A 17,084-nucleotide genomic window follows, 5' to 3' on the forward strand; every position below is an offset into this window, starting at 1 on the left:
GGGGCCGTAGCGGCGCCAAAGGCGCGGGGCCGTAGCGGCGCCAAAGGCGCGGGGGCGTAGCGGCGCCAAAGGCGCGGGGGCGTAGCGCGGCTGTCGGCACCTCTTTTCGCGGCAGAGGACCACGCCGTGAATGCATTCGAGGGGGCGTGTCCGTTGTGCAGGATTTCATCGGTAGCCGTCGGCGAGGATTATGGCCGTTTGATGCAAGACAGCAGCAGCCGATGATACGTTCTGGAGCCTGGTCAGGAACGGTCGCAGGAACCATCCCGGGAAAGATCGAGGGTGAACGCGTGTCGCGTCATGGCCGGGGTGGTCCGGTGTGGCGGGCTAGCAGGCGGCGTACTTCACTCGCCAGCGGTTGGTGAACCGGGCCCAGTCGAACAGGTCACCGGCAGCACGCCTGCGGTCACGCACATATTCAGCGTCGACCTGTGCCCGCCTGGTGTTCGCCTCACGGAACAACGCACGTGCGGCTTCGATCCATATCACCTTGCCATCCGGTGTCCGGGCCTCGGGAGCGTCGCGCCGGAGCCGGGCGGTGTGGCCGAGGGCTTTCCCGAAGGCCCGCCGGACCCGATGCTCACGCTCGAACTCCTCCTTCTCCGCGGAGTAGTTCCGGCGTCGCGTCGGGTCACGCATCCACGCCAACTCGACGGTCGTAAAAATCTCCAGCTGAGCGAATTTCATTCCTTGATTCTTCTCAGGGAGGCCCATGATCGGAAGGCCGGGTGTGCCATTGTCGGGTTGAGGGGGATCACATGGATGTGAATGGCGGATGGTGAGTATTCGGATGGCCGTAAGTGGTGGTGCGCAAATTCCGGGTAGGCGATGATTGTCGGGCCGGTTCGTTGTGGCACGTGCACGGGTGAGGGGGCGGTGGTCGTGGGTGTCCAGGGGTTGGAAAGTGGGGCTTCCGGGTAACGACTTGAGCGCTCAGGTGGTCGCATGCGCTGTCGTTTGTGGCCGCTCCCGACCGCCGGCACGCCCGGGCCGCGAACACGACACCACCGCCTCCGCACCACGACATCCTGCCGATGCGCAGGGCTGGACCGACGACGACCCACGCGTGCTCGGCGGGCCGGGCAACGAGGCGGGCCGGGCAACGAGGCGGGCCGGGCTACGAAGGCGGTCAAACCACGGTCACCGTCACGGTCGAGAAACCGAAGAACCGAGTGTGTTCTGACATTCAGCAGCAGCTCAACCGCGCCCACAACACGGTCCGCGCCATCGGCCGGATCACCGCGGCAGTTCTCGTCATCCCTCACATACAGCACGATCGCGCCGCCTGACGAAACTGTCACTCAACGTCAGCGACCGTTACTCGGAAAGCCTCATTCAGCCTCGCGGGCGGGATACTTTACTTTGCTGGTCTCCCCTGCATCCGGCAGCGCTCACGCGAACGGCTCCGCCGCGGGGCTGTCGACGGCACGTTGCCACGAGGAAACCACCGGCAGGCAACCGCCCCGCCCTGCCAGTCCGGCTGGACAGGCACGGCGGGCACGGCGGCCACGGCGGGCAGGACAGGTTGGACAGGCAGGACAGGTCGAAGTTGGGCCCCGCTACCCGGGGCTGATCATCCGAAAGGAAACCGGCTGGTCAGTCCGTCGCCAGGGCGGCTACGGGGCTGACCTTCGCGGCCCGGCGGGCGGGGAGCACCCCGGCCAGCGCCGTGAGCACCACCAGGGCGACGAAGACCGCGGCCAGCTGCCATACCGGCAACGCGAGCGGGGCCTGCAGGCCGAGGGACTGGATGGCGAGCCACGCGTACGGGACGCCGAGCAGGAGACCGATCGCCGCGCCGAGGACCCCGTACAGGGCGGATTCGGTGGTCAGCATTGTGCGGAGGCCGGCGCGGGACAGGCCGACCGCGCGGAGCAGGCCGGATTCGCGGACGCGTTCGACGACCGACAGTGCCGTGGTGGTGCCCACGCCGACGACCGCGATGAGGACCGTGAGACCGACCAGGCCGATGGCGATCGCGAGGACGCCGTTGAGGACGCCGTTGAGCTGGTCGCGCTGGTCGGCGAGGACCTCCATGCCGAGGCCGGTACGCCCCTGGGTCAGCTTCTGCACGGCGTTCAGGGCCGCGTTGCGCCCGTCCTCGCCGGTTTTCGCCGAGTCCGCGAGCATCCCCGTGAGCCCGGCGGGAGCACCCAGCGTCGTCAGGTCGGCGGGGTCGACGAGCAGGCTGGCCTGCAGCGGCGCGTTGTCGGGCAGGACCGCTGCGACGATGACCTGGACCTTGTGGCCGGCCGAGGTCAGCGTGGTGGTCTGGCCGGCGCCCAGTCCGGTGTAGTCGGCGGCGAAGCCGGTGAGCACGATCCGGCCCTTGCCCATGTCGGCGAGGGTGCCGGTGCGGACGTCGAGGTTCTTGAGCGCGGGCAGCGTGGTCAGGCTCAGGTCGACCGCCTGCATGTCGGCGTCGGTGCCGGCGATCCGCACCGTGGGCAGGCGGCGGTAGCCGCTGACGTGGGCCAGGTCCGGGCTCTGCTGGGCCTTGGTGAGCAGGTCCGCGGGGATCAGGTCGTCGCCCTGGGCGGTGATCTCGAAGTCGGCCGGGGACGAGACGGCCAGGTCCCGGTCGGCGAGGATCCGGACCGAGGCGCCCGTGACGACGACGCCGGCGATCAGGGTGACGCCGAGAGCCACGACCACGGAGACGGCGGCCGCGCGGCGGGGTGCGCCGCCGACACCGCCGACGGCGAGCCGGCCGACCGGGCCGAGGCGGCGCAGCGGCAGGCCGAACAGGGCGAGGACCGGGCGGACGATCAGCGGGCCGAGCATGATCAGCGCGAGGTACGCGAGGGCACCGGAGGCGACGACGGCCATCAGCATGGGTTCGGGGTTGTAGTCCTTGGGGTCGCGGCCGGGCAGGTTGGTGGCCACGTAGACCGCGGGTGCGGCGGCTGCCAGCGCCGTCAGGGTGCCGAGAATGCCGCGCAGGACGCCGATGCCGCGCTTGCCCTGGGTCGAGCCCGCCGCGCGCAGGGCTTCCAGGGGCGCCACGCGGGCGGCGGAGAACGCGGGGGCGATCACGGCGACGACGGTGATCAGCACGGCGAGCAGGACCACGCCGAGCATGGGGAGCAGCGGCAGCGTGGGGGAGGCGAGGTTCGTACCTGTCGCGCGTACCAAGGGAGGGATGCCGAAGCCCGCGGCGAGGGCGAGCAGCACGCCTGCGACACCCACCGCGAAGCCGGTCAGTGCCCCTTCCGCGGCGAGCGCCCGCCAGAGCGCGCCGCGGCCCGCCCCGATGGCCCGCAGCAATGCGAGCTGGCGCATCCGCTGGGCGAAGACGATCCGGAACGTGGACGCGGCGACCAGGCCGGCGGCGAGCACCGCGACCGCGACGAACACGTCGACGGCGATGAAGACCTGGTCGATGTCGCCGGCGGCCTCGCGCGCCTCGTTCGCCCGCATCTCGGCGCCGGTGACGACCGAGGCCCGGGGCTGGCCCTCCGAGGGTTGGGGGCCGGCGTCGACGATTCCCTGCAGCGCCGCCTGGACGGTGGCCGGGTCGGTGCCGGGCGCGAGGCGCAGGTCGATCTGCTCCAGCCGGCCGGTGCCGTCGAGCTTGGTGACCGAGCTCAGGGGCGCGTACGCGATGAATCCGTAGTCGTTCTGACCCTCCACGAGCCCGGTGACGGTGAGGGTCACGGGCTTGATCGGCTTGCCGTCGTCGTCCCAGCCGGTGGTGACGGTGACCTTCGAGCCGACGGGCAGGCCGAGCCGGTCCGCGGTGCGCGGGGTGACCGCGATCTGGCCGGGAGCCGTCGGGTACGCGCCCTGCGTCGTCCGCACCGCCGAGAGCGGCCCGCTGCCGGGGTCGGCGACGACGCCCAGGTACTGCCCGTTCTCCCCGCCGATCTGGGTGTCGGTGCTGAGCCGCCCGACGGCCTCCGCGACCCCGGGCACCTTCGCGGCGGCCGCGAGCTGACCGGTGTCGATCGGGACACCGCTGAGAAAGTCCTTGTCGCCGATGAGCAGGTCGACCGCGGCGGGGGTGCCGCTGAGACCGTCGAGCACGGTGCGTTCGGCGATGCTCTGGGCGAGCACGCTGGTGTAGACGACGAACGACGCGACGAGCACGGCGAGACCGGTCAGCAGCAGCCGTGCCGGGCGCCGGGCGACGCCGGCGAGCTGGGTTCCGAGGACCTTCACCGGCGGGCTCCCAGCTCCTGCAGGGCGGCGGCGATCGAGGCGTGGTCGGGGTCGTGGAGCTCCCCGGCGATGCGGCCGTCGGCGAGCATGACGACGCGGTCGGCGTACGCGGCGGCGCCCGGGTCGTGGGTGACCATGACGACGGTCTGGCCGAGTTCGCGCACCGAGTTGCTCAGGAACGTCAGCACCTCCGCGCCGGAGCGCGAGTCGAGGTTGCCGGTCGGCTCGTCGGCGAAGACGACCTCGGGGCGCGACACCAGCGCCCGGGCCACCGCGACCCGCTGCTGCTGACCGCCGGAGAGCTCGCCGGGGCGGTGCGCGAGCCGGCCGGTGAGACCCAGCGACTCGGTCAGGTGCTGCAGCAGCCCGCGCTCGGCGCTGCGCCCGGCGAGTTCGAGCGGCAGGAGGATGTTCTGCTCGGCGGTCAGCTGCGGGAGCAGGTTGAACGACTGGAAGACGAAGCCGATCCGCTCGCGGCGCACCTTGGTCAGCACCCGGTCGCTCTGGGCGGTCAGATCGGTGCCGCCCAGCAGCGCCCGGCCGGACGTGGCCGTGTCGAGGCCCGCGAGGCAGTGCATCAGCGTGGACTTGCCCGAGCCGGACGGGCCCATGATGGCGGTGAACTGGGCGCGGGCGAAGCCGACGGTGACACCGTCGAGGGCACGGACGGCGGTGTCACCGGTGCCGTACACCTTCACCAGGTCCACCGCGGCGACGGCTGTCGCCTGCGTGATGTCCGGGGCCTGCAGCGGGTGCATCGGTCCTCCAAGATTTCTGTGCGAAGTCAACTTCCGGGCGGATTCAACGAGACACAGCCTGGGGTAACCGGGCATACCCGCACATCGGTCCGCAGCGGGGATAGCGTCCCGGCGCGGATCTGTCTTTCGGCCGATGGGGAGCGGCTGACCAGCCATTACGCTGGGTCACGATGCTGACGCAACGAAATCTGCTGGTACGGGCGGCCCAGGTGGGCGCCCTGTTCCTGATGTTCTGCCTCGGCCTGTTCGACCTGGCCAGCGGCTCGCTGACGGACGCCGGCACCGGGGTGGGCCTGCTGCGGGTGCTGTGCGCGGTCGCCACGGCGGCCGTCTGGCTGCCGCTCTACGAGCAGGGCTCGCGGCAGTTGCCGATCAACGCGCTGGCGGTCAGCGCCTTCTCGCTGCTGCTGACGCTGCGGCTCACCGGGGCCGGCAGCGGGGGCACCTGGTACGGCTTCGCGGAGACCGTCGGGCTGCTCATGGTCATCTTCGTGGTGGCCCGGCGCGGTCAGCCGCGGTGGTCGATCGGCGCGATCCTGGCGCTCGGGATGGCGGTCGGTTTCCTGCCGCTGCGGGGCGGCCTCGGCTACTACTCGGTCATCATCGGCCTGATCCAGGGTCTCGCGGCGGCCGCCGTCATCGGCGCGGGCGTCTACCTGCGCACGATCGAGAGCAACAGGCGAAGGGCGATGGATTCCGTACGCGCGGAGCAGCGCGCCGAATTCGCCCGCGACCTGCACGACTTCATCGCCCACCACGTCACCGGCATCGTCGTGCAGGCCCAGGGCGCCCGCTACATCGCCGAGCAGGACCCGCAACGCGCGATTGAGGCCCTCGAGCGCATCGAGTCCGCGGGCGCCGAGACGATGGCGTCGATGCGCCGCATGGTCGGCGTCCTGCGCGATCCCGACGCGGAACCGGACGCCCCGCTGGCACCGCTCGCCGGGGTGGACGAGCTGAAACCGCTGCTCGACCAGTTCACCGCGGCCGGGGGCGCGCTCGCCCGGCTGCACGTGGAAGGGGACACCGGCGGGCTGCCGGTCGAGGTGTCCACCTCGGCGTACCGGGTCGTGATGGAGGCGCTGACGAACATCCGCCGGCACGCGCGGGGCGCCCGGGTCGCGGACGTGTGGATCCGGCGTACCCCCGAATGGCTCCTGGTCCGGGTCGCCAACGACGGCGAGGCTTCCGGTCCGCCTCGCGAGGCCCCGGGGTACGGTCTGGTGGGCCTGCAGGAGCGGGTCCGCGCGGTCGGTGGCCGCATCACCGCCGGGCCGGGCATCGACGGCGGGTGGGTGGTCGACGCCGCACTCCCCCTCGACCGGGCGACAGCGTGGTAACCGTTTCCGACCCCACCGTTTCTGACAGGAGCAACACAGTGATCCGCGTGCTGATCGCCGACGACCAGGCGATGGTCCGGACGGGCTTCGGAATGATCATCGGAGCGCAGCCGGACATGGAGGTGGTCGGCGAGGCGGCCGACGGCGTCGAGGCGGTGGCCCTGGCCCGCAGCCTGCGGCCCGACGTGGCGCTCTTCGACATCCGGATGCCCCGCATGGACGGCCTCGAGGCGCTGCGGCTGCTCTCCGGCCCCGGCGTCACCGACCCGGTCAAGGTCGTCGTGGTGACGACGTTCGACCTCGACGAGTACGTCCACCAGGCACTGCGGGGCGGCGCGGCGGGCTTCCTGCTCAAGGACTCCGGCCCGGCCCTGCTCGTGGAGGCGGTCCGCGCGGCGGTCTCCGGTGACGCCCTGATCAGCCCGTCGATCACCGTACGGCTGCTGGAGCACCTGTCCCCGCCCGCACCCGCCGGCGACGACGGCGGCCTGTCCCCCCGCGAGCTCGACGTCGTGAAGCTCGCCGCCCGTGGCCTGACCAACGCCGAGATCGCCCAGCAGCTCTTCATCTCGGTCGGCACCGTGAAGACCCACCTGGGCAGCGTCCAGACCAAGCTCGGCGCCCGCAACCGCGTCGAGATCGCCGCCTGGGCCTGGGAACGCCGCCTCGTCACCGCCGGTTAGGCACCTTGAGCTTCGAATCGTTCGCAGTCAGGTGGCGCGGATCTCGCCGGCGGTTCTCGTCCGGACGTCAGGCCACGGCTGGTCGTTCCGGCCGGCCCGGACGTGACTCTCCGCCGCGGAACGCTAACGGCCGCCCGGCCGCACGCCTAGATGTTGCGCTGAGCACCGGGATGCGACACCTTTCTGCGGGGTTGTTCGTCAAGTCCGGGCAATCGTGTCTGACAGCGGAACCTATGTTTCCCGGCCAGACGCGATTGGCCCATGCTTGACACCTGAGGCCGCAGGATGGTGCGCCATCGCGGGTTCCGGCGCAATATCGCGCACCCCTAGGTGGCGATCCAATAACGTCGGACCTGGCCGAGGTCGGTGGTGCGGATGTCCTCCAGCACACCGCCGTTCTTCTCGATCGTGCGGCGCGAGGCCGCGTTGCCCACGTCGCACGAGAGCAGAGCACGATCAATACCGAGCTGCTTCGCGTACGCGAGGACTTGCGCCAGGGCAACGCCTGCCAGACCCTTCCCTCGCGCGGCGGGACGCACGCCGTAGCCGATGTGGCCGCCCGCCTCGAGCAGGAAGTCGTTGAGCTCGTGGCGCAGCGAGATCGTGCCGAGGATCTCGTCACCCTCGACGATCCACCAGTAGGTGCAGTGCACCCAGCCCGGGGCGGGTGCGATCGACGGGTCGGACTCGCGCAGCAACTTGCGGACGAACGCCGCGAAGCCGTCCACGGTGTCCACGTCGTCGCCGGGGCGCACGCCGGACCCGTCCTGGTAGACGCCGATCCCCCAGTCGTCGCGGGCGTCGAGCCACTGCTTGTGCAGCCTGGACGTCGGGGCGATCAGTTCCGGCACGGGGGCTCCTCGGGTCGCTCTTCGGGCTCGGGGGTTTCCAGCCGGGTCATTATGCGGCGGGCCATGTCGCCGAACTGTGCCAGCTCGGCGGGGCTCAGCACGTCGAGCACGAGCGAGCGGACGATCTCGACGTGTCCCGGGGCGCTGTCGAGGACCTTCTCCCAGCCGGCCCCGGTGAGCACGGCGTTGGTGTAGCGCCCGTCCTCGAGACACGCACGGCGCTCGACCCAGCCCCTGGCCTCGAGCCGTTTCACGACGTGCGACAGCCGGGAGAGGGACCCGTTCGCCAGCGCCGCCAGCGCGCTCATCCGGCGGGTGCGCTCCGGCGCCTCCGACAGGTTCGCCAGCACGAGATACTCGAAGTGGCTCAGCCCCGAGTCGCGTTGCATCTGCGCGTCGAGGGCGGCCGGCAGCCGGAGCAGCAGGCCGCCGACGGGCAGCCAGGACTCGAGCTCCCCGGGGTTCAGCCAGCGGGGCGGATCGGCGGGTTCGGCACTCACGATCCCATCGTAGCGGCGGCTTGAAGCGTCAACAGGCGCCGTATCTGTTCCTGCCGGGTGGCGGTCATCGCCTCGGCCAGCGCCTTCGCCCGCGGGTCCCGCCCGCCGGTCGCCTCCATCCGGGCGACCTGCACGACATTGTGGAGATGCCCGAGCAGCATGTTCACCGCCGTACGGTCGAAGTCGTCCCCCTTCGCCGCGGTCAGCTCGGCGATGTCGGAGGCCCGCAACGAGTGCAGGTCACCGTGACCGGCATGCACTCCGGTGTCGGGATCGGCCTCGACGGGCTGCTTCCAGTCACCGAGCCAGCCGCGCATCTGAGTGCTCTCCCTGGCCCACTGCTCGTGCAGCTCGGCGGTGAGGACGCGGACCCGGGCGTCGCCGGCGCGCTGTGCCGACGGCTCCGCCACCCGGTCGCCCTGCGCGATGTACTCCAGGCTCATCTGCAGGAACATCACGTCGGTACTGTTGTGCTGTTCCGCCGGGGCAGAGCCGCACCCTGCCAGGATCATCACGACCACCAGCAGGGCGCTTCTCATCGTCAGACCCGTTCCCACAGCGCGGGGACGTTGGGCGGCTCCCACCCGGCGAGCGCGGTGTGGGCCTGCCGGCAGCGGTACGAGAGACCGCCGTAGGTGACGAGACTGCCCGGCACGTACGCCGTTCCAGCAGCCCATGTTCCGCTCGCGGGAGGCGGCGTCGTAGTGGGAGGCGTGGTGGTCGGCGGGGTGGTCGGCGGGGTGGTGGTCGGTGGGGTTGTCGTGCCGCCGCCGCCGATGTTCAGGTCGACGCAGGCGTAGAACGCGTTCACGGTGTCGGCGATGTTCCACCGGGCGAGCACGGTCTGCCGCCCGCTGAACCCGCCCATGCTGACCGTGTGCGACTTCGTGGCCCCCGGCTGGGCGCCACCGTCGTTGAACGACGCCAGCAGCGTGTTCCCGATGAAGTACTCCCACGTCGTGGTCGAGTGCCGCGCGGTCAGCACCCAGTTGAACGTCACACTCTGCCCGACGGTCGCCACGGGCCAGTTCTTGCTGGTGTCGTTGAGCACGGTGAACCGCGACCCGCCACCGTTGCACTGCTTCGAGCCCTTCGGCGCCTCCACGCTCTGCGGCTCGTAGACGATGTCGCCGCAGTTCGCGACGGCACCACTCGCGCAGTTGGCCTGCCGGCTGGGCGGGGACGAGATGTAACCGTGCGCACTGGCCGGCACCACCGCGACGAACAGGGATGCGGTAACGGCGGCGATGCTGAGCAGGGGAAGGGTGATCCGGCGTCGCATGAGGTCCTCCTTCATGGGGGACGGCAGGCCGGGTGGGGGATCCCGGCCCGCCCGCCGGAGCCTTGGGGACGACCCCGGCGATGTGCGCTCAACATAAGTTAAAGCTTGTTAACAGTAAATAGACGGAACGAAGTTTTTCTATATAAGGCTGGTCCGGCCAAGATGGCATGATCACCGGCGTGGACGCGATCGAAACGGCGATGCACGCGCTCGGCCGGGCCTTCGCCGCCGGCCTGACCCGGCCCGGCACGGCAATCGTCACTCTCAGCCGGTACGGGCTCGAGGCCCGCACGTACGACACCGCCGCAAACCCCGCCCTCATCGGCGGCTTCGACTCGGCGTTCCTGGACACGCTGAAGGCAGCCGCCGGCGTCACCGACATGGTGGTGGAGCTCAGCGGCAGCGACACCGGCACCTATGTGGTCAGTTACGCCACCGGGCTGCCGTCGCTGCCGCCCCGGGCCGTCCTCGACCCCGCATACCGCTTCCCGGGCCATCCTGCGCCGGGCATGCCGAAACCGGCCGCCGCGATCAACGACGGGCGGCCCACCGATCCCGCCGTGCTCGCCGAGGTCCAGGCGCTCGTCACCAGGTTCAGCGGCCGCTGGCGCAAGCGGAAATTCCCGCCCGGCTACAGCGAGGAGGAGATTCTCGCGGTCGAGAACCAGCTCGGCGTACGCCTCCCGGAGGACGTCCGTGCCCTGTACCGCACGATCCACCACGACCCGTACGAGTCGGGTCTGCTCGGCCGGTTCAGCCCCGTGCCCCTCGAACAGATCGTGAAGTGGTATGCATTCGCCGAGCCGGATGCCAGCTTGTTCAAGAGCGACCCGGTCGTCTTCGACAGCTACCCGCACGGGCGCGTCAAGCGGGTGGCCCGCAGCGACTGGTGGGTGACGTTCGCCCCGGACTACGGCATGAACTACGCCGCCGTCGACCTCGACCCGGCCCCCGGCGGCGCCTACGGCCAGATCATCGAGTTCGGGCGCGACGTATGGGGACCGGTCCGCTACATCGCGCCGTCGGTCCTCGCCCTGCTGCGCGAGCCGGGCCTGTCCGAGAGTCCGGCGGGCCCCCAACCACACACGACCCCCGCCGACGCGGACAGGACCCAGCACGTCCACCTGCGCGGCACCGACGAGGTGATCCTGAGCGACCTGGCCGGACTCCCCCACCTGCGCTCGATCACCGCGATCGACCGGAGCCACGGGGCCACGTCCGCCGACCTGGCCATCCCGGCCGGGCTTCCGGTGGAGATCGTCGACATCGAGGCCGGCGCCTTCGACCCGGGCCTGCTGGCCACCACGCCCACCCTCAGGTACGTCAGACTGGCCGGCAACACCACCCCGGTGTCGATCGCGGGGCTCGCCGCCCTGCCCGAGCTCCTGCGCCTCGACGTGTCCGAGGCCGCCGTGTCCGACATCGCCGCCGTCGCCGCGTTCCCCGCTCTCAAGGTCCTCGTCCTCAGCGGCCGCCAGTGGACCGAGCTCCTCGCAACCGGCCGGCAGCCGAGCCGCCTGGCCGGCGCCGCGATGGGCGGCCTGGTCGGCGTGCGGGAAGCGGTCGCGTGGTTCACCGCCATCGGCGGCGGCAACGTCGAGCACCGGACCGTCTCAGCGGAGGAATAGCTCGTGCGGCGCTGTCCCGCACGGACGGCCCGGCGATGAAATACTTGCGCGGCGATGGCGGCTCGGGGAATGTGGCCGGTCGACCTTGCGGAGGGGCAGCATGACTCGGGTATTTCTGCGGCCGGATGATGTACGTGATCTGGTCCGCGATCATTTCGGGGCTGGGCGGCGGCTCGTCGCGCTGGATCGGCTGACGGGTGGCACGAAGAAGGGTGTCTACCGGCTGCGGCTGGACGACGGGAGCGGCGCGATTCTCTACGTGTGGTCGGCGGGTGAGAACTACTGGCCGCCCTCGGAGACCGTGCCCGATGACCCGTTCACCGATGCGTCGGGCGCCGCGTTGTTCGGTGCGAATCATGCGGCGCTGTGTGCTGCGGGCGTACGCGTGCCTGATCTCATGATGCTGGATCGGGACGGCCGGTATCTCGACGCCGACCTGGCGCTGGTCGAAGATGTGGGTGGGGTCAAGCTGGAGTCGCTGATGGACGGCAACCCCGCGCTCGCCGCCGCGCCCCTCGCCACGCTCGGCGAATCGCTGCGGCGCATGCACACGACGCTGTCCCCGCACTACGGCCGGGTCGCGGCGATCGAGCTCGGCGAGGCCCCGCAGGCGCGGCGCACCGAGGACATCATCGTGGACCGGGCGCTCAGCCACCTCGCCTCAGCAGCGCCGCGCGACACCCGCCTGGCCGACGCGTACGACCGCATCGTCTCGCACGTGGCGTTTCTCCGCGCCGCGGTGGCGCCACGGACCGTCTACGGGCTGGTTCACGGGGAGCTCGGGCCGGACCACGTGTTCGTGACGGCGGCCGGGGAGCCCGTACTGATCGACATCGAGGGCTTGACGTATTTCGACGTGGAGTGGGAGCACGCGTTCCTGCAGCTGCGTTTCGGGGACGCGTACCCGGCGCTTCGTCCGGTGGATCTCGACCCGGCCAGGCTGGAGCTGTATCGCTATGCCCAGGTCCTGGCCCTGATCGAGGGGCCGTTGCGCATCGCGGACACCGACTTCCCCGACCGGCGGTGGATGCTCGACCTCGCCGAATGGAACATCAAGAAGGCTCTCCGGGAACTTCAGGCCCCGCCGGACTGACCTCCTTCGGTATGAGGACCCTTGTCTCCGCCGCGCTGGCCGGGCTGCTGCTGAGCGCGGGCGCGGTCGCCCCTGCCCCTGCCGCCGGTGCCGCCGTGCCCGCCCCTGTCACCGGCAGCGCTGTGCCGGCCGCGCTCGTTGATGCCGTTCCGACGCCGGAGCTCGACTGGCAGCCGTGTCATGACATCGCCGAGTGCGCGACGGTGCGGCTGCCGCTCGACTACGACGAACCCGACGGTGAGACGATCGGGATCGGCGTGCTGCGGGTCCGGGCGAAGGACCGGGCACACAGGATCGGCAGCCTGTTCGTCAACCCGGGCGGGCCGGGTGGCTCGGCGACCGAGATGGCGCTCTCCGCGCCGTCGTTCCTCAGCGGGTCGCTGCTGCGGAGGTTCGACATCGTCGGGGTCGACCCGCGCGGGATCGGTGCCGGCGAGCATCTCACGTGCTTCACCTCGGCCGGGGAGCAGGCCGGGGTTCTGGATCTGTTCAGCGCGGCGTTCCCGGTCACCAGGAAGGAGAACGCGGATTACGTACGCGGGTCGGAGCTGCTCGGACGGGCCTGCTCCACCACCGGCCGCAGGCTCGCCGGCTCGGTCTCCACCGCCGAGGTGGCCCGCGACATGGACGTCATCCGGCGCGCGGTCGGTGACAGCAAGCTCACCTTCTACGGCAAGAGCTACGGTTCCTACCTCGGCCAGGTCTACGCGAACATGTTCCCGGACAGGTTCCGCGCGCTGGTCGTGGACGGCACGATCGACCCGGTGGCGTGGACCGGCCGCAACACCCGGCAGATCCTCGACGACCGCGTGCACTTCTCCGACGGTGCCTACCGGGCACTGGTCGACCTGCTCCGACGCTGCGACAGGGCGGGCGAGGAACGCTGCGTCTTCGCCGCCGGTGACCCGGTGCGGAACTTCGACGCGATCACCCGGCGGCTGCTCCTCGGCCGCGGCCCGATGACGTACGCGGACTTCGTAATGGCTACCATCCTGGCGCTCTTCAGTCCGGATGCCGGGGCGCAGGTCACCCGGCTCGCGGCGGACGTCCGGGCCGCGCTCGACGGCGGCCGGGTGAGCCCGCGGGCGGCGGTTGCTTACGACAACACCAAGGAGGCCGGTACTGCGGTTCTCTGTACCGACGGGCTGTTCCCCGGCGATGCCGCGACCTGGCCGGCCGCCGTTGCCGGGGACCAACTACCGGGGGGGCGGTGGCGGCGAGCCGGCTGCTCCCGAACTCGACGCTGCTGACCAGCAACAACTGGGGGCACACGAGCTACGGCACCGGTCCGTGCGTGACCGCGCGGATCGACGCGTACCTGCTCACGGGTGAGCCACCGGCGAAGGGCACCTTCTGCACCGACGCCGACCAGCCGTTTTCAGGGTAATCGCGGGCAGAATGCCGGGACAGCGCCGGGCGACCTAGAGATATAAGTGTTTCGATATCTTGTGCGGGGTGGCATGTTCCTGTTCTCCTACGGCCAGCCGGGAATCGGCCTCGACCCCAGGAGCACCCATGAAACTCAGAACGGTGACGGCAGGACCTGCCCTAGCTGTTTTAGCCGCGGTGACGGTGGCGCTCAGCGCCCTGCCGGCGGCGGCATCGCCCGGCTCATCCCTGTCGGCGCCCGGCTCCACCCTGCTGGCAGCTCCGCCGGTTGTCAGCGTCGCCAACGTCAACGCCCACCTGCAGCAGCTGCAGAACTTCGCCACCAGCAACGGTGGCAACCGGGCCACCGGCACCGCGGGTCACACCGCGACGACGACGTATCTGCAGCAGAAGCTGCAGGCGGCCGGGTACACCGTCACCGTGCAGACCTGCACCACGTGCAGCGGCTCCGCGAAGAACATCATCGCCGATTGGCCGGGCGGCGACACCAGCAACACCTACATGTTCGGAGCCCACTCCGACGGCGTGTCGGCCGGGCCGGGCATCAACGACGACGGCTCCGGGACGGCCTCGCTCCTGGAAGCCGCGCTCCAGCTGGCCGCGAGCAACCCGACCATGACCAACCACCTCCGGCTCGGCTGGTGGGCCGGTGAGGAACAGGGCCTGATCGGCTCCAAGTTCTACGTCAACTCGCTGACCACCGCCCAGAAGACCGCGATCAAGGCCTACGGTACGTTCGACATGATCGCCTCCACCAACGGCGGCTACTTCGTCACCGGCACCGACGCGGTCGCCGTGAAGCTGCGCGAATACTTCACCTCGATCAACGTACCCACCGAGACGTCGACCGAATGCTGCAGCGACGACGGCTCGTTCCGTAACGGCGGCATCCCGTCGTCGATCAACTCCACCGGCGCCAGCTACACCAAGACCAGCGCCCAGGTGACCAAGTGGGGCGGCACAGCCGGAGCGGCGTACGACCCGTGCTACCACAAGGCGTGCGACACCTACCCGTCCAACATCAACACCACCTCGCTGGGCCGCTGGGCCAACGCCGAGGAGTACGCCCTCTGGACCCTCACCACGGCCACGTCGACGGTCAACGACTTCTCGGTGTCGCTCGGCGCGAGCTCGGGCGCGGTGAACCCGGGCTCGTCCGTCACGGCCACGGTGAGCACCGCCACCACCTCCGGCAGCGCGCAGACCGTCGCGCTGACAAGCTCCGGCGCGCCCACCGGTGTCACCGTGAGCTTCAGCCCGGCGTCGGTCACCTCCGGCGGCTCGTCCACCATGACCGTCGCGACCACCGCGTCCGCCGCGCCCGGTTCGTACACCATCACGGTCACGGGCACGGGTTCCGCCAGCCACAGCGCCTCGTACACGCTGACGGTCAACGGGACCGGCGCGTGTGCCAGCCCCGGCCAGAAGATCGGCAACCCCGGCTTCGAGACCGCCACCACCCCGTGGACCGCCTCGAGCGGCGTCATCGGCGCGAACACCGGCGACGGGGCGCCGCGAACGGGCACGCGTGACGCGTACCTCAACGGTTACGGCTCGACCCACACCGACACCCTCACCCAGTCGGTCACCCTTCCCGCCGGGTGCAGCACCTACACGCTGTCGTTCTACCTGAAGATCGGCACGGCCGAGACGACGACCACCACCCAGTACGACAAGCTGACCGTGAAGGCCGGCACCACCACGCTGCAGGTCTTCTCCAACCTCAACGCCGGCGCCTACACCCTGCGCTCGTACAACCTGGCCGCCTTCGCCGGCCAGACCGTCTCCCTCAGCTTCACCGGCGTCGAGGACTCCGGCCTCAAGACGTCCTTCGTCATCGACGACACCGCCCTCACCGTCAGCTGACAGCTGGCAGCTGGCAGCTGGCATCAACACCGGGCGGGGCGCGTTCTGCGCCCCGCCCGGTTTCATCAGTTCTACGGCGCGGCGCCGAGCTACCACATCGGGAGCCCGTGGAGATGGTTATCCACAAATGAAGTCTGTCCACAGCCGACATGATCCGTCGTGGCACAGCGTCGGGACAGGCCATAGGTTCGAGGCCTCAGCGGTTCTGCGGAGCCTGGTGAGTTCGTTCCGAGGGCCCGGGGACGAACGCTTCCCGGGGTTCGGAGCGGACCGATGAACGACCAGGAACACCGATGCGGGAACGTGCCGCCGAAGCGTCGGAGGTGGTGGATCGCGGGTGCGACAGCTACGTGGGTCATGCGGTTGACTGGCGCTGCCATCGGGCTCTGTGCGGCCATCCGGCATTACGGGCCGAATTGGATGCATCCGATGCGGATCGACATCCCGAGTCTGCGCATCCGGTGTTGTCCGACCAGGTGGCATTCCCCGACCCGGCAGCGTCGACGTTCGAGGCGATGACGGACGGCTGGGGTCGAAGCCAGCATCGCTTACAGCTGGAAAAGTCGAGCCTGGTAGTCCTGAATCGCAGTCATCGCGGCCGTGGTACCGCTGGCTTGGAAGGTCTTCTCAACCTCAAGGCGCGCCTTGAGGCGGTCCGTGCGGAGTGGCGACCGGCAGCGACTCGTCCTAGTTGTCTCCACCAGCTTTTTCGCGGTCCAAGTCGTCGCGCCGTCGCGCTCTGACAGCGGCAGATCAGTGCGTTCGGCAGCTAACCGTTCTCCCTGCCTGGTAGCGGAGCGCCTGCTAGGAACGCCTCATACGCCTCGCGCGCGTCGTCATCGACCAGGGGCTTCTGGTTCGAGTAGCGGCCGTCGGTCCCATCGAGTTTCGGGCCCGAGACCCAGAACTCTTCCCCGGTGTCGACGTCGTAGAAGTTCGAGTCGAAGTTCGCCCCGGCGGTGCCAGAGACCCGGCGCAGAGTTCTCCCATGGACGTAAGCCGTCCGCCAGGTTCGAGTGAACTGCACGCAAGCGATCCAGGCCGGGCCACGGTCAGTGTCGTGCCCGGTCTTGAGCTGGACATACATGATCCGCACTGGCATCACCGAAGGCTACCGTCCGCGAGGATGCCGCAACCTCTGATCTGGTCACCCCTACCGCCTGCAACGCGGCATGAGAGCGTGCCGCAGGAATAGTGGTCGAAGATCGGTTTGTGCTGCCATTGCCGAGGCGAAGTGCGGCATGGGTGGGCCTCGCGAAGGAGACGCGCAGGATTTCCTTCGTTACGGATCCGTTCCCGCCGGACTCGTCACCGGTTGTGGACTTTGGTTGAGTATTTTCCAGTGCGCGCGTTGATTGTCGTGGGTTAGTAGGCGGCGGCGTACTTCACGAGCCAGCGGTTGGTGAACCGGGCCCAGTCGAACAGGTCTCCGGCGGCACGCTTGCGGTCTCGCTCGTATGCGGCGACGAACTGCGCTTGGCGGGAGTTTGCCTCCCGGAACAACGCTCGTGCGGCCTCGATCCACATTAGTTT

15 protein-coding genes are annotated in these 17,084 nt (G+C 69.9%); 7 read left to right on the forward strand and 8 right to left on the reverse strand.

All coding sequences use genetic code 11. From position 1 onward, the window contains the following. Positions 1-327 precede the first annotated feature (327 nt). The 3 genes from Ahu01nite_RS36110 to Ahu01nite_RS36120 form a co-directional block, all read right to left on the reverse strand. Positions 328-687: a hypothetical protein gene (locus Ahu01nite_RS36110; RefSeq protein ID WP_203841221.1), complete on the reverse strand. Its 360-nt coding sequence runs from the start codon at positions 685-687 to the stop codon at positions 328-330. Between the two features lie 909 nt (positions 688-1,596). Further along, positions 1,597-4,161 carry an ABC transporter permease gene (locus Ahu01nite_RS36115; RefSeq protein WP_203841222.1) on the reverse strand — a complete coding sequence of 855 codons (2,565 nt, stop codon included), beginning with the start codon at positions 4,159-4,161 and terminating at the stop codon, positions 1,597-1,599. Continuing rightward, positions 4,158-4,919, reverse strand: a complete 762-nt coding sequence (locus Ahu01nite_RS36120) for an ABC transporter ATP-binding protein (protein WP_203841223.1) — start codon at positions 4,917-4,919, stop codon at positions 4,158-4,160. The genes Ahu01nite_RS36115 and Ahu01nite_RS36120 overlap by 4 nt, the downstream gene beginning before the upstream one ends. 170 nt (positions 4,920-5,089) lie before the next feature. On the opposite strand from Ahu01nite_RS36120, the gene Ahu01nite_RS36125 reads away from it, so the two are divergent. Beyond that, positions 5,090-6,259 (forward strand): sensor histidine kinase, encoded by a 1,170-nt coding sequence (locus tag Ahu01nite_RS36125; RefSeq protein ID WP_203841224.1) that lies wholly within the window; start codon positions 5,090-5,092, stop codon positions 6,257-6,259. Positions 6,260-6,297: 38 nt separating this feature from the next. Continuing rightward, positions 6,298-6,942 carry a response regulator gene (locus Ahu01nite_RS36130; RefSeq protein WP_203841225.1) on the forward strand — a complete coding sequence of 215 codons (645 nt, stop codon included), beginning with the start codon at positions 6,298-6,300 and terminating at the stop codon, positions 6,940-6,942. 326 nt (positions 6,943-7,268) lie between these two features. Here the strand turns inward: Ahu01nite_RS36130 and Ahu01nite_RS36135 are convergent, their stop codons facing one another. From Ahu01nite_RS36135 to Ahu01nite_RS36150, 4 genes are read right to left on the reverse strand one after another with little or no spacing between them, the layout of a single operon-like run. After that, on the reverse strand, positions 7,269-7,793 hold the full coding sequence (locus Ahu01nite_RS36135; protein ID WP_203841226.1) for a GNAT family N-acetyltransferase: 525 nt from the start codon (positions 7,791-7,793) through the stop codon (positions 7,269-7,271). Further along, positions 7,781-8,293, reverse strand: coding sequence for a MarR family winged helix-turn-helix transcriptional regulator (locus Ahu01nite_RS36140; protein ID WP_203841227.1), 513 nt, complete (start codon positions 8,291-8,293; stop codon positions 7,781-7,783). The genes Ahu01nite_RS36135 and Ahu01nite_RS36140 overlap by 13 nt, the downstream gene beginning before the upstream one ends. Next, the gene (locus tag Ahu01nite_RS36145) at positions 8,290-8,832 is read right to left on the reverse strand and encodes a DUF305 domain-containing protein (protein WP_203841228.1); all 543 of its coding nucleotides are present in this window, start codon (positions 8,830-8,832) and stop codon (positions 8,290-8,292) included. Before Ahu01nite_RS36145 ends, Ahu01nite_RS36140 begins: the two co-directional genes overlap by 4 nt. Before the next feature lie 2 nt (positions 8,833-8,834). Continuing rightward, positions 8,835-9,575 (reverse strand): lytic polysaccharide monooxygenase, encoded by a 741-nt coding sequence (locus tag Ahu01nite_RS36150; protein ID WP_203841229.1) that lies wholly within the window; start codon positions 9,573-9,575, stop codon positions 8,835-8,837. Between the two features lie 179 nt (positions 9,576-9,754). Here Ahu01nite_RS36150 and Ahu01nite_RS36155 point away from each other — a divergent pair, with 179 nt between their 5' ends. The 5 genes from Ahu01nite_RS36155 to Ahu01nite_RS36175 all read left to right on the forward strand — a co-directional run bounded on the left by Ahu01nite_RS36155 (position 9,755) and on the right by Ahu01nite_RS36175 (position 15,551). After that, entirely contained in the window at positions 9,755-11,203 is a 1,449-nt protein-coding gene (locus Ahu01nite_RS36155; RefSeq protein WP_203841230.1) for an SMI1/KNR4 family protein, read from the forward strand. A 100-nt stretch (positions 11,204-11,303) separates the two neighbouring features. Next, positions 11,304-12,296 carry a phosphotransferase family protein gene (locus Ahu01nite_RS36160; RefSeq protein ID WP_203841231.1) on the forward strand — a complete coding sequence of 331 codons (993 nt, stop codon included), beginning with the start codon at positions 11,304-11,306 and terminating at the stop codon, positions 12,294-12,296. 11 nt (positions 12,297-12,307) lie between these two features. Beyond that, positions 12,308-13,546: an alpha/beta fold hydrolase gene (locus Ahu01nite_RS36165; protein ID WP_203841232.1), complete on the forward strand. Its 1,239-nt coding sequence runs from the start codon at positions 12,308-12,310 to the stop codon at positions 13,544-13,546. Continuing rightward, positions 13,507-13,683: an alpha/beta hydrolase gene (locus Ahu01nite_RS36170; RefSeq protein ID WP_203841233.1), complete on the forward strand. Its 177-nt coding sequence runs from the start codon at positions 13,507-13,509 to the stop codon at positions 13,681-13,683. The genes Ahu01nite_RS36165 and Ahu01nite_RS36170 overlap by 40 nt, the downstream gene beginning before the upstream one ends. A 128-nt stretch (positions 13,684-13,811) precedes the next feature. After that, a complete protein-coding gene (locus Ahu01nite_RS36175; protein WP_203841234.1) occupies positions 13,812-15,551 on the forward strand; it encodes a M28 family peptidase in 1,740 nt (579 codons plus the stop codon). Between the two features lie 769 nt (positions 15,552-16,320). Here the strand turns inward: Ahu01nite_RS36175 and Ahu01nite_RS36180 are convergent. Next, positions 16,321-16,653, reverse strand: a complete 333-nt coding sequence (locus Ahu01nite_RS36180) for a hypothetical protein (RefSeq protein WP_203841235.1) — start codon at positions 16,651-16,653, stop codon at positions 16,321-16,323. Positions 16,654-17,084: the final 431 nt, after the last annotated feature.

The sequence above is a fragment of the Winogradskya humida genome, assembly GCF_016862215.1.
Classification (GTDB): domain Bacteria; phylum Actinomycetota; class Actinomycetes; order Mycobacteriales; family Micromonosporaceae; genus Actinoplanes; species Actinoplanes humidus.